The organism is Arthrobacter sp. Y81 (assembly GCF_002929335.1).
In the GTDB taxonomy this organism is placed as follows: Bacteria; Actinomycetota; Actinomycetes; order Actinomycetales; family Micrococcaceae; genus Arthrobacter.
In genome coordinates, this window is record NZ_PJIL01000013.1 from 1 (window position 1) to 12,409 (window position 12,409).

The 12,409-nt window shown below is 68.7% G+C and carries 9 protein-coding genes and 1 pseudogene; 3 read left to right on the plus strand and 7 right to left on the minus strand.

The window, feature by feature from the left end:
• Positions 1 to 744, plus strand: a pseudogene (locus CXQ91_RS16450) (pyruvate dehydrogenase (acetyl-transferring), homodimeric type); the annotation flags it as partial.
• Positions 745 to 828: 84 nt separating this feature from the next.
• Positions 829 to 1,437: a nicotine blue oxidoreductase gene (gene nboR / locus CXQ91_RS16455; RefSeq protein WP_104174978.1), complete on the plus strand. Its 609-nt coding sequence runs from the start codon at positions 829 to 831 to the stop codon at positions 1,435 to 1,437.
• Between the two features lie 33 nt (positions 1,438 to 1,470).
• Here the strand turns inward: nboR and CXQ91_RS16460 are convergent, their stop codons facing one another.
• From CXQ91_RS16460 to CXQ91_RS16490, 7 genes are all read right to left on the minus strand, one after another.
• Complete coding sequence (locus CXQ91_RS16460) at positions 1,471 to 2,121, minus strand: uracil-DNA glycosylase (protein ID WP_104174979.1); 651 nt, start codon at positions 2,119 to 2,121, stop codon at positions 1,471 to 1,473.
• Positions 2,122 to 2,214: 93 nt separating this feature from the next.
• Positions 2,215 to 3,198 carry an aldo/keto reductase gene (locus CXQ91_RS16465; protein ID WP_104175091.1) on the minus strand — a complete coding sequence of 328 codons (984 nt, stop codon included), beginning with the start codon at positions 3,196 to 3,198 and terminating at the stop codon, positions 2,215 to 2,217.
• 7 nt (positions 3,199 to 3,205) lie between these two features.
• Complete coding sequence (locus tag CXQ91_RS16470) at positions 3,206 to 6,079, minus strand: molybdopterin-dependent oxidoreductase (RefSeq protein ID WP_104174980.1); 2,874 nt, start codon at positions 6,077 to 6,079, stop codon at positions 3,206 to 3,208.
• 2 nt (positions 6,080 to 6,081) lie between these two features.
• Positions 6,082 to 7,071, minus strand: a complete 990-nt coding sequence (locus tag CXQ91_RS16475; RefSeq protein WP_104174981.1) for a xanthine dehydrogenase family protein subunit M — start codon at positions 7,069 to 7,071, stop codon at positions 6,082 to 6,084.
• The gene (locus CXQ91_RS16480; RefSeq protein ID WP_104174982.1) at positions 7,062 to 8,402 is read right to left on the minus strand and encodes an XdhC family protein; all 1,341 of its coding nucleotides are present in this window, start codon (positions 8,400 to 8,402) and stop codon (positions 7,062 to 7,064) included. Before CXQ91_RS16480 ends, CXQ91_RS16475 begins: the two co-directional genes overlap by 10 nt.
• A gap of 177 nt (positions 8,403 to 8,579) precedes the next feature.
• Positions 8,580 to 10,076 carry an NCS2 family permease gene (locus CXQ91_RS16485; protein WP_104174983.1) on the minus strand — a complete coding sequence of 499 codons (1,497 nt, stop codon included), beginning with the start codon at positions 10,074 to 10,076 and terminating at the stop codon, positions 8,580 to 8,582.
• Between the two features lie 14 nt (positions 10,077 to 10,090).
• Positions 10,091 to 10,585: a nucleoside deaminase gene (locus CXQ91_RS16490; RefSeq protein WP_104174984.1), complete on the minus strand. Its 495-nt coding sequence runs from the start codon at positions 10,583 to 10,585 to the stop codon at positions 10,091 to 10,093.
• Between the two features lie 397 nt (positions 10,586 to 10,982).
• Here CXQ91_RS16490 and CXQ91_RS16495 point away from each other — a divergent pair, with 397 nt between their 5' ends.
• A complete protein-coding gene (locus CXQ91_RS16495) occupies positions 10,983 to 12,356 on the plus strand; it encodes an 8-oxoguanine deaminase (protein ID WP_104174985.1) in 1,374 nt (457 codons plus the stop codon).
• The last annotated feature ends 53 nt before the right edge of the window (positions 12,357 to 12,409 follow it).

Genomic DNA, 12,409 nt, shown 5'->3' on the forward strand with positions numbered 1-12,409 from the left:
GACCCCGCCTACGGCTACGAAATGGGCCACATCATGCGCGACGGCATCGAGCGCATGTACGGCCCGGAGGCCGCCGCAAGCGGCGAAGGAACCGGAGCTGCATCCGATAAAAACCTGATGTACTACATCACCGTCTACAACGAACCCATCACCCAGCCGAACGAGCCCGAGAACCTCGATGTCAACGGTGTGTTGAGAGGCATCTACCGGGTGTCGGCGTCGGGCGCAGAAGGTCCCAAGAGCCAGATCCTGGCCTCGGGCGTTTCGGTGCCGTGGGCGCTGGAGGCCCAGCGGCTCCTGGCCGAGGACTGGGGCGTCTCCGCGGACGTCTGGTCCGTCACGTCCTGGAATGAACTGCGCCGCGACGGCCTCGCCGCCGAGGAGGAAGCATTCCTGAACCCCGGCGAACCGGCCCGGATCCCGTTTGTGGCCCAGCAGATGGCCGATGCGCAAGGTCCTGTCGTGGCGGTCTCGGACTACATGAAGGCCGTCCCGGACCAGATCCGCCAGTTCCTCCCCCACCAGTTCGCCTCACTGGGCGCGGACGGCTTCGGCTTCTCCGACACCCGGGCCGCAGCACGACGCTTCTTCAAGAACGACACCCACTCCATCGTGGTGAAGACGCTGCAGCTGCTCGCGGCGAGGGGCGACGTGGAGGAGGGCGCGCCGTCGTACGCCATGGACCGCTACAAGCTCCTGGACGTCAACGCCGGCACCACCGGCGGAGCAGGCGGCGACGCCTGAGAGGCCAATTGATGCGACAGCTGACGGCGGTGTCCCCTTGGGGGCACCGCCGTCAGCCGTCCTTCGGGTGGATAGGCTGGGGCGATGGCTGACTCGACTGAACCGCGCGCGACGGCGGTGCTGCTCGCCGCCGGGGCGGGCACCCGGCTTGGGCGGGGGCCCAAGGCGCTGCTGCCGTTCCGCGGCCGGACCCTGGTGGAAGTGCTGGCCGACGTCCTGCTCGACGGCGGCTGCCGCGAGGTGGTCGTCGTCCTCGGCGCAGACGCGGCGAAGGTCCGCGATACCACGGACCTGGCCAAGTACACCGTCATCGAAAACCCGGACTGGCAGTCGGGAATGGGCGGTTCGTTCCGGCGGGGAATTGCTGCGGCCGCAGCTGAGGACCATGTGCTGATGGCCCTGGTGGACCAGCCCGGCCTGACCCCGGAAACCGTGGCCCGCGTGCTGGCAGCGCACCGGCCCGGCCGGGTGACCGCCGCCGCGTACCGCGGGCCGGGAGGCACCCTCCGGCGCGGCCATCCGCTGCTGCTGGACGTCGCCCTGCGTGCCGAAGCGGCAGAATCAGCAACGGGCGATGCCGGTGCCCGGCTCTTCCTGCAGGACCGCCCGGAACTCATCGACCTGGTGGACTGCAGTGACCAGTCCGGCGGCGAAGACCTGGATACGCCGGACCAACTGCGGCTGCTCGACTAGGCCACAGCCCGGGCCCCACGCCGGGAGAACGCCCTACTGCCGCGTCCCAGTTGAGAGCAGCTCCTCCAGGCCCCGCTTGAAACCGGACCGGCCGCCGCGGGCGGGATGCCTGATTTTGGGCACGTCCAGCCCGCTCCGCTGCAGGCTGCGGTGGGCCACGTTACCCACGGCCACCACGGTTTCGACGCGAAACAGCTCCGTCAGCGCCTGCCAGAACGGAGTTCCGAGGGCTGCCTCGGCGGCCGTCGGCGTGCGGTTGGACAGCGGCCGCCCGGGCACATGCGTGTGCCAGGGGCAGGCGCTCCACAGCAAGGGAAGGAAGTCCAGCTCGGCCAGCACCTGCCACATCACCGTTGCGGTCGGCTCCGCCGCCACCGCATCTGCCTCCACGGGCAGCACGTAGCCCTTTCCCGGCCCGAACAGCCCGAAGCTGTTCGCGGGTCCTTCGAACATGGTGCGGTTGGTGAAAGGAACGCCGGTGATCCGCATGCCCCTGAAACCGGGTGCCTCCCCCACCAGCAGCACCTTCGGGGAGCGGTCCAGCATCTCCTGCAGGTAGATCGCCAGGTTTCGGCGGCGCTGCGCATTGGCCGGCACTGCGTGATCGAAGAAGTTGGTGCACCCGGGCCCCGTTGCCACGGACGCGAGCCGGTCAACAAAGGCGCTGATGGATGATGTGCTCAAGCAAGTCCCCTTCGAAGCGCGAACTGGCAGATAACGACCTCAAACGCCCGGTTTGGGGTCATTATCTGCCAGTTCGCGCGTAGGTGAGCGCGGCTACCAGCGGGGGTGGATCGCTTCGCGGAAGTAGCGGTCGTAGATTTCCCGGACTCCGACGTCGAACGTCGCGTCAATGCCGGTGACATCCGCCGCGGCGGCGTTGGCGCGGGCCTGGTCCACGTTCCGCGCGCCCGGGATGACGGTGCTGACGCCGTCCTGCGCCGCGATCCAGGCGATGGCCGCCTGGGCGGTGCTGACCCCGTCAGGCACCAGTTCCTCGAACTCGGCCACCGCTTTGAGGCCCTGCCCGAAATCCACACCGGAGAAGGTCTCCCCGACGTCGAACGATGAGCCGTCCCGGTTGTAGTTCCGGTGGTCGTTCTCGGCGAAGGAGGTGTCCGCCGTGTATTTTCCGGACAGCAGCCCCGAGGCGAGCGGGACCCGGGCGATGATGCCCACCCCGGCGGCCTCGGCCGCCGGCAGCACCTCGTCCAGCGGCTTGAGCCGGAAGGCGTTGAGGATGATCTGCACGGTGGCGGTGCCTTCGTGCCGGATGGCTTCGAGGGCCTCGTCGGTCCGCTCCACGCTGACGCCGTAGTTCCGGATGGCGCCCTCAGCCACGAGGGTGTCCAGTGCGTCGTAGACTTCGGCGTTGCTGTAGACGGCGGTGGGAGGGCAGTGCAGCTGGACCAGGTCCAGCTGCTCCGTACCCAGGTTGCGCCGGGACCGGTCCGTCCACTCGCGGAAGTTGGCCAGGTTGTAGTTCTCCGGCTGCTGCTCCATCCGGCGGCCCATCTTGGTGGCCACCGTGATGTCCAGGCCGGGGTTGTCCGCAAGGAACGCGCCGATGGCCTGCTCGCTGCGGCCGTCGCCGTAGACGTCCGCGGTGTCGAAGAACGTGACACCCGCTTCCACGGACGCTACGAGAATGTCCCGCGCCTGCGCGGGGTCCACATTGCCCCAGTCCGCGCCAAGCTGCCAGGTCCCCAGGCCAACAATGGAGACGTTCCGTCCGGTCTTGCCCAAGATTCGCTTTTCCATCATCCGACTATAGGCCGGCAGCGCTCTCAAGTTGAGAAGCAAGCCCGGCTTCCTTCAGTCCCAGGTAGATTTTGTCCCTCGCGATGGGCAGCTCGGCGAACCGAACGCCCGTAGCCTTCCGGATGGCATTTGCCAGCGCCGGCGCCACCGGATTGAACGGGCTCTCACTCATGGACTTGGCCCCGAGCGGGCCCAGCTTGTCGCTGGTTTCGGCAAAGTACACCTCGCTACGGGGCACGTCCGCGAAGGTGGGGATGTGGTACTGCCGCAGGATGTCCGTGGTGACCTTCCCGCCGTCGTCCATCCTGACTTCCTCGTACAGCGCGGCGCCGAGCGCCTGGGCGATACCGCCTTCGATCTGGCCGCGGCACTGCCGCGGATTGACCACCACGCCGGCGTCGGCGGCCTGGACGCTCTGCAGGATCTTCAGCTCCCCGGTCCCGGTGTTGACGGCCACCCGGAAGCCCTGGACGTTGAACGCGACCGATCGCGGCGTCCCGCCCCACTGCCCTTCGGTGGCAAGCTCGACGCCGGCCGCTTCCGCCGCGTCGAAGATCTCCGTCAGCGGCACCCGGGTTCCCTCGCAGACCACGGCGTCCTCCTCCAGCACGCAGCCGGAGGACTGGATCTGCCGGATGCCGGCGGCGAATGCGCGGATACGGACCGCAAGCTCCTCGGCCGCGGCCAGCGTGGCCTTGCCGGCCACCACCGTTCCGGCCGAGCCGAAGGCGCCCGTATCGTGCTGCACCAGGTCCGTGTCCGACTGCCGTACGGTGACGCGCCCGGCCGTCGTGGACAGGGCGGTGGCCGCGAGCTGGGCGTGGACAGTGGTGGTGCCGTTGCCGAATTCGGCGGTCCCGACGTCGGCCGCGTACGTTCCGTCCGGAAGGAGCCGGACCTTGGAGTGGGCAAAGTGGCCGCGCGGCGGGACGGTGTCGATCATGGACAGCGCCGTCCCCTCCCCCGTGACCCAGTCCGGGCCCAGGTCATCCAGCCCGGCAGCCCGGTACCGTTCGAGCCCGCGGGCCAGTGCATCCTGCACCAGCCGGGTGCACTGGTCCAGCCCGTAGCTGCCGTAGTGGACGTCCTCTTCGGGTTCGGAATGGGTGGACAGCATGTCGTCGCCCTCAAGGACCATGTTGCGGCGGCGGAACTCCAGCGGGTCCATCCCGATCCCGGTGGCGAGCTCGTCGATGCCGGACTCGATGGCGAAGATCATCTGGCTCAGGCCGTAGCCGCGGAACGCCCCGGAGGGAACCGTGTTGGTGTAGACGGCGTGGGCGTCCACCTTCTTGTTGGCGCACTTGTACACGCCCAGGGATTCGCCGCAGCCGTGGAACATCACGCCCGGGGCATGGTTCCCGTAGGCGCCGGTGTTGGTGAGGACGTCCAGCTGCAGCGCCGTGAGCCGGCCGTCCCTGCTGGCACCGGCCTTGAGGTGGATGGTGAACGGGTGCCGGGTGGTGGAGGCCGTGAACTGCTCCGTCCGGGTGAATTCGAGCTGCACGGGCCGCTTCAGCTTCAGCGCCGCCAGGGCGACGATGTCCTCGGTGAGTACCTCCTGCTTGCCGCCGAAGCCGCCGCCCACCCGGCCGGCCACCACCCGGATCTGCTCTTCCGGCATGTCGAAGACCCGGGACAGGGTGCGGCGGACCAGGAACGGTACCTGGCTGGAGGTCCGGATCTGCAGCCTGCCATCGGGGTCCACGGAGGCGATCGAGGCGTGCGTTTCCAGCGCAGTGTGCTGCACGCGCTGGGTCCGGTACGTCTGTTCGTGGATGAAATCGGCCTCGGCAAACCCGGCGGCCACACTGCCGAGTTCCGAATGCAGCTCCGCTACGACGTTCTGTTCGGGCCGGCTGATCCGTGCGGTGCCCGCGTCCTTTTCACCGTGGACGGCCGGTGCACCCGGCCGCATTGCCTCCTCGGGCGTGAAGACGGCGTCCAGCACCTGGTAGTCGACCATGAGGGCACGCACGCCGGCTTCCGCCGCCGCCACGGAATCGGCGACGACGGCGGCAACCTTCTGCCCGATGAACCGGACCACGTCGTCCAGGACGCGGGTATCGTCCGGATCGTCGGTGTACAGCTCGTGCTGGGCCGTGGAGAACAGCTGTGCCGGGGCGTCCTCGTGGGTGAAGACGGCCACCACGCCGGGGATTTGCAGGGCCGCCGTTGAGTCGATGGAGAGCACCCGGGCGTGGGCGTGCGGTGACCGCAGGAGCTTCAGGTGCAGCAGCCCCGGCAGGTCCTCCGCGGGCACATCCAGGGTGTAGCGGGCCTTTCCTGTCACGATGGCGAGGCTCGCGGGCGCGGGCACGTCGTCGCCGAGCTGGCCCGGCTTGGGTTCCGGCTGGCCGTCGCCGGCGATTCCCGAACCCGGGCCTTTAGGGTCCGGGTGTCCCTCATGGCCGCAGACGGCATCCTCGATGGCCCGGTAACCTGTGCAGCGGCAGAGGTTGCCTTTGAGGTTGCGGGGCAGGTTTTCCTTCTGCTCGTCGTCGAACGTGGCGGCCGTCATCACCATGCCGGCCGTGCAGAATCCGCACTGGAAGCCTTGACGGTCCAGGAACTGCTGCTGCATCGGGTGGAGGGATCCGGCGTCGGACGAAATCCCGTCGGACGGTCCGCAGGTGCGGGCCAGCCCCTCGACGGTGGTGACGGCGTGCCCTTCGGCCCGCACGGCCGGGTAGATGCAGCTGTGCACGGGGGTGCCGTCCACATGAACCGTGCAGGCCCCGCAGTCGCCGCCGTCGCAGCCCTTCTTGACGCCGAAGTTGCCCTGCTCCCGCAGGAACGTGCGGAGGCACTGGCCGGGACGCGGTTCAGCCGCGGCCGGAACGCCGTTAATTTCGATGGTGCGGGTGGTGTCGTTGGCCATGCTCAGGCCCCTTCCTGCTGAGACGAAGCCTGCGATGAAGCCGTACGCCGGGTGTGGTGCTGCGGCGATGTATGCGGCGGCGGGGTCTGCGGCGGCGGCCAGAAATCCCCGGAGATATGGACGGGCGGAATCCCGGCCGGGGCCTCCAGCTCGGCCCGGATCTCCTCCGCAAGGCGGTATGTCATGTCTTTCCGCCAGGCCGGCAGGCCGTGGATGTCGTTGTGGTACAGCTCCGCCGGAATGGCGGCATCGAGTGCTTCGATGAGGGCAGCCGCCGACGTCGCGGCACCGTGCGGCGCACCGAAGCGCAGCTGGACGGGGCGTTTGGTGGCGGCGGTGACGGTGAAGACCAGGGTGCCGTCGGCGTCGAGCCTTCCAACCAGCAGCGCCCCGGACCGTCCCAGGTTGCTCAGCGACAGCCGGCGGAACGCCACCCTGGCGGCAAGGGCCGACGCCGGGAGGTGGATGCTGCGCAGGAGTTCGCCGGGCGCCAGGCAGTTCTTGCCGTCCCCCGTGACGAAGTCGGCCACCGGCACGGTGCGGCGGGCACCGCCCGGTCCGAGCACGGTGGCCCCGCCGTCGAGCGCGGCGCACAGCGAAATCATGGGACCGGCGGGCAGCGAGGTGCAGAGGTTGCCGCCCACGGTGGACATGTTCCACACCTTGAAGGAGGCCACGAAGGAGTCGCAGCAGGGGCGGACGAGGTTCAGGGCGGGCCAGGCAGCTGCCCGCTTCCCCAAAACGTCGGAGGAAGGCAGGGCATAGAGCTCCGCCACAGTGCACGTTGCCGCGAGCTCGATGCCCGTTTCAGTGACTGTGACGGCGGGCCAGCCGGCGGCGCCGAGGTCCAGCAGCCGGCGGAGCGGCTCCTTGCCGAAGGCGAGGCTCCCGTAGGAGAAGAGGACCGTTCCGCCTGCGAGCCAGGCATCCCCGTCGCGCCATTCGGCCGGGTCCTCGGTGCGGACCACGGCCTCGATGGTGTTCATGTCCATGGGGTCTCCTGGTGTTGCGTGGTGTTGACGTTGTGAATGTGGCCCGTGTGGATGGGGCCCGTGCCGTCCTTCAGCGACGATGCCAGCACGGATGCCCCGGCGGAGCGGCTGCGGCTGGCCACCAGCTCGGCGGTGATGGACACGGCCACCTCGGCCGGGGTCACGGCGCCCAGGTCCAGGCCGATGGGCGAATGCAGCCGGGACAGGGCCTCGGCCGGAACCCCGGCGGCAAGCAGCGAATCGACACGCTGCCGGTGGCTTCGCCGTGATCCCATGGCGCCCACATAGGCAAGATCCAGGCTCAGCACCGTTTCCAGCAGCGGGATGTCGAACTTCGGGTCGTGGGTCAGGACGCAGGCCACGGTCCGGGCGTCGATCCGCCCCGCCGCGGCTTCCTCCGCGAGGTAGCGGTGCGGCCAGGCCGTAACCACCTGGTCCGCGCCGGCGAACCGTGACTGGCCCGCAAAGGCAGGCCGGGCATCGCACAGCGTCACGTGGTAGCCCAGCAGCTGGGCAGCGGGCAGCAGGGCCGCGCCGAAGTCGTTGGCGCCGAAGATCAGCAGGCGGGCCGGCGGAAGCCGGCTCTCCACGAGCAGGGTGATGGGCTCCGGACCGGTGGCTGGGTTTGTGGCTGAGTTTGTGGCCTGGCCCTGTGGCACGAGTGTGCCGGAACCCGCGCCGGGAACTTCCCCGGCCATGGCAGCGGCCATGCCAGCCGGAAGGCAGCCCTCCGGCGGGGCAAGCCGGACCAGGCCGGTCCGGCCGCCGCGCAACAGGGGTTCCAGCTGGGCAGCGGCCGCCAGCATCAGCCGCCCGGCAGCCCGTGCCCCAAGAGAGGCCAGTCCCAGCAGCGCCGCGAGTTCGGCCGAAGACTCCACCCGGTACGTTGCCGGATCCGGGATCACGACGGCGCCGCCCCCATGGGCGTCCACCCTCCTGACCAGCGCCAGGGCACTCGCGGGGCCGTGGCCGGCGAACGCCTGCAGGCTCTCCAGCCTGAGGCCCCCCGGGGCCGAGCCGAGCGGCTCGATGTGGATCTCCAGCTCCCCGCCGCAGGTGAGCCCGACGGCGAACGCGTCCTCGGCGCTGTAGCCGAAGAATTCGCGGCGGGTGCCGCCGTCGTGCATTGCCTCCAGCGCCGCCTCCACGACGGCGCCCTCAACGCAGCCGCCGGACAGGCTGCCGAGGACTTCTCCCGCCTCGGACACGAGCATGGACGTGCCCAGCGGCCGCGGCACGGATCCGCCGGCGCCCACTACGGTGGCCACGGCGCAGCGCTGGCCGGTAGCGGCGGGCTGCCATTCCTTCAGTGAAGGCATCAGATCCAACATTGCTGCACTCCCTTTTCCTGTGCCGCGATGGTGTCCATATTCTCGTTCCTATCCTGCGCCGGGGGAAGCACCGGCAGTAGTGGCGCCTGCCGTAATTTCCTTGCAGCCAGCGATACTGCAGTTTGGTGGACCGGGGCCGGCCCCATCTGCCTGCCCCGGTCCGGTCCAAGGGGGTCCCTATGCGCCCAGCAGGGCGTTGATGGGACCGCGGGCGAAGTACACCAGGAAGCCGGCCGTGACCACCCACATCAGCGGGTGCACCTTCCGGATCTTGCCGGAGCAGGCACTGATGACCGCCCAGGAGATGAAGCCCACGCCGATGCCGTTGGCGATGGAGTAGCTCAGCGGCATGGTGACGATGGTCAGGAACGCCGGGAGCGCCACGGAGAACTTGCTGAACTTGATCTCGCGGATTTGGGCCATCATCATGGCGCCAACCACCACCAGGGCGGCGGCGGCCACTTCCAGCGGCACCACTGACGTGAGCGGGGTCAGGAACATCGAGCCCAGGAACAGCACGCCCGTGACCACGGAGGCCAGTCCGGTGCGGGCGCCTTCCCCGATGCCCGCGGCGGAATCGATGTACACCGTGTTGGATGAACCGGAGGTGGCACCGCCCGCGACGGCCCCCAGGCCTTCGACGATGAAGGCCGATTTCAGCCGCGGGAACGTGCCGTCCTTGTGTGCCACGCCGGCGCTCTTGGCCAGGCCGGTCATGGTGCCCATGGCGTCAAAGAAGTTGGTGAACACCAGCGTGAACACCAGCATGGTGGCGGCGAGTCCGCCGATCCGGCCGAAGGCACCGAACAGGTCGAACTGGCCCACCAGGCCAAGGTCCGGGGCGGACACGAGCTGGCCGGAGAGAACAGGGGTGTTCAGGTGCCAGCCGCCGGGGTTGCTTTCGCTGCCGGGGCCGATCTTCATGAATGCTTCGACGACCGCGGCCAGCACGGTGGTGGCCACGATGCCGATCAGCAGGCCGCCCTGCACCTTGCGGGCCACGAGGACGCCCATGACCAGCAGCCCCACGATGAACACCAGGGTGGGAACCGAGGTGATGGAGCCGTTGTCACCCAGCTGAACCGGAGGGCCCGCCGTCGTGGCCCGGACAAAGCCCGAATCCACGAACCCGATGAAGGCGATGAACAGGCCGATGCCCACCGTGATGGCGGCCTTCAGCTCCTTGGGCACGGCCCGGAAGATGGCTGTCCGGGCGCCGGTGACGCCGAAGAGCACAATCAGGATGCCGTTGATGACCACCAGGCCCATGGCCTCGGCCCAGGTGACTTCCTGGATCACTGCCACTGCCAGGAAGGAGTTGATGCCCAGGCCTGCCGCGAGTCCGAAGGGGAGGTTGGCGATCAGTCCGAACAGGATGGTCATCACGCCGGCGGTCAGGCCGGTGACGGCGCCAACCTGCGCTGCGGACAACCAGCCCCCGGCAACGTCGGTGGGGGCATTGTCCGCGCTGAAGCCGCCAAGGATCAGCGGGTTCAGGATGACGATGTAGGCCATGGTGAAGAAGGTGACCAGTCCGCCGCGGACCTCGCGGGCCACGGTGGAGCCGCGCTTGGTGATCTCGAAGAAACGGTCCAGGAATGCGTTCGACGGCCGCGGGCGTTTGGGGGCGGCAGGCTGCTGCCGCACTTCGGAGGTGGTGTCCAGGATTGTCATGTCAGCCACCGGCCCTAGTAGTCAATCCTGGAGTCGAGCGTGTTCCAGGTGTTGAACGGTTGAAGGACCGGAGGCGCCTGGGGGTCCTCGAGTTCCAGCTTGGCCACCGGCATCAGCGCATCGCGCTGGTCGTTTTCGAAGTACTCGTAGAACACGGCGTCGTCGAAGCCGACGGAGGCTGCGTCGTGCCGGTCCGCCGCGAACACCACGCGCTCCACCCGGGCCCACAGCGCCGAGGCCAGGCACATGGGGCACGGCTCGCAGCTGGTGTAGAGGGTGGCTCCGGTGAGGTCGAACGTGCCAAGTTCACTGCACGCCCGGCGGATGGCCGTGACTTCGGCGTGGGCTGTGGGGTCGTTCGTGGCGGTGACACGGTTGACGCCGTCGAACGTTTTTCCGTCTGCCGTTACAATGACGGCGCCAAACGGACCGCCGCTGTTCAGGACGTTGGCCGTGGCCAACTCAATGGATTTGGCCAGGAATTCCTGGGCCGTGACGGTGGTACTCATGATGCGACTCCCTTTGCTGGGAAGCCGGTGCGCCGAGGTGGAACGAAAGGGCCAGATGCGACGGTTACCAGGCTTCAGCATGTGCTTTTGAAGGTTAAGTTGCGCCTGGTAGATAGCTTCCCCGTAGTCCCGGGGGCCCGCCTTTGGCAAAATCGAGATTAGCACCGGAACGTGAGCTGCGCCATAGGTTTTGGAAAGTTAATTTCGTGATGTGAAATTTGGATGTCCAAGTTGTCACATCGGGTTTGCTCCGCCCGGAGCGTTGACGCGCCCCTCCCCGCCGTCCTACGCTGATGCCCAACCGGCGCTCGCCTTAGCCTGCGCCGGGAGCCTGGATCAGCAGACAGGCCTTCACTGAGCTGGCATTTCATCCGCACACTCAGACAGGAGCGCCCTCATGTCCACGCACCCCCCACACGCCACGGAATCCCGGCTCTGGATCCGGAATCCGCTCGCAGCCTTCACCGCCAACGCCCTGGACGCCTCCGGCGGCATCGTGGTCAGTGGCGGAGTGATCACGGAGGTTCTGGCCGCCGGCCAGCTGCCGTCCGCGCCCTGCCAGGAAACGTTCGACGCCGGCAGCCATGTCCTGCTGCCGGGCCTGATCAACACGCACCACCACTTCTACCAAACGCTCACGCGCGCCTGGGGTCCGGTGGCCAACGCACCGCTGTTCCCGTGGCTGCAGAACCTGTATCCCGTCTGGGCGCGGCTCAAGCCGCGGGACCTGGAGCTGGCCACCACCGTTGCGCTCGCGGAACTGCTGCTCTCCGGCTGCACCACTGCCGCGGACCACCACTACCTCTTCCCCGACGGCATGGAAGACGCCATCGACATTGAGGTCCGGGCAGTGCGCGAGCTGGGCTTGCGGGCAACCCTCACCCGCGGTTCCATGACACTCGGGGAGGACGACGGCGGGCTGCCGCCACAGTCGACTGTCCAGGCGCCGGACGTGATCCTGGCGGACAGCGAACGGCTCATCCGCGAGTACCACGAGCGGGGCGACGGCGCGGTCATCCAGATTGCCCTGGCACCGTGCTCACCGTTTTCCGTGACGAAGGAGATCATGGCCGAAAGCGCCGCCCTGGCGGAACGGCACGACGTCCGCCTGCACACGCACCTGGCCGAAACCCTGGATGAGGAAGACTTCTGCCGGGAGATGTTCGGCCTGCGCACCGTGGAGTACCTGGAGAGCGTGGGCTGGCTGGGCAGCCGGACCTGGCTGGGCCACGGCATCCACTTCAGCGACGCCGAGATCGCCGCGCTGGGGGCCGCAGGCACCGCCGTCGCGCACTGCCCAACCTCGAACATGCGGCTGGCCTCGGGCACGGCCCGCGTGCTTGAACTGGAGGACGCGGGAGTGCCCGTGGGGCTGGGAGTGGACGGCTCGGCGTCGAACGATGCCTCGAACATGATCCTCGAGGCGCGGCAGGCGCTGTACCTGCAGCGGCTGCGCTACGGGGCGCAGGTCCCGGTGGAACGGGCGCTGGGCTGGGCGACACGCGGGTCGGCGGCGGTGCTGGGCCGTCCCGACCTAGGGCAGCTGGCTCCGGGGATGCAGGCGGACCTGGCGCTGTTCCGGCTGGACGGCCTGCGCTTCTCCGGCAGCCACGACCCCCTCGCCGCACTCCTGCTCTGCGGGGCGGACCGGGCCGACCGCGTGATGGTGGGCGGGCAGTGGCGCGTGGTGGACGGGCAGATTCCCGGACTTGATGTTGCCGGGCTCATCGCGGCGCACTCGGCCGCGGCCCGGAAGCTGGTGGACGGCTAGGTCATTCCGGGCCGCTTCCGCATGCCGCGCAGCTGCTCTAGCTGGGACATCCG

Coding starts and splice junctions, on each gene's coding strand:
- nboR (WP_104174978.1), top strand. CDS start 829: ATGGCTGACTCGACTGAACCGCGCGCGACGGCGGTGCTGCTCGCCGCC.
- CXQ91_RS16465 (WP_104175091.1), bottom strand. CDS start 3,198: ATGGAAAAGCGAATCTTGGGCAAGACCGGACGGAACGTCTCCATTGTT.
- CXQ91_RS16470 (WP_104174980.1), bottom strand. CDS start 6,079: ATGGCCAACGACACCACCCGCACCATCGAAATTAACGGCGTTCCGGCC.
- CXQ91_RS16475 (WP_104174981.1), bottom strand. CDS start 7,071: ATGGACATGAACACCATCGAGGCCGTGGTCCGCACCGAGGACCCGGCC.
- CXQ91_RS16480 (WP_104174982.1), bottom strand. CDS start 8,402: ATGTTGGATCTGATGCCTTCACTGAAGGAATGGCAGCCCGCCGCTACC.
- CXQ91_RS16485 (WP_104174983.1), bottom strand. CDS start 10,076: ATGACAATCCTGGACACCACCTCCGAAGTGCGGCAGCAGCCTGCCGCC.
- CXQ91_RS16490 (WP_104174984.1), bottom strand. CDS start 10,585: ATGAGTACCACCGTCACGGCCCAGGAATTCCTGGCCAAATCCATTGAG.
- CXQ91_RS16495 (WP_104174985.1), top strand. CDS start 10,983: ATGTCCACGCACCCCCCACACGCCACGGAATCCCGGCTCTGGATCCGG.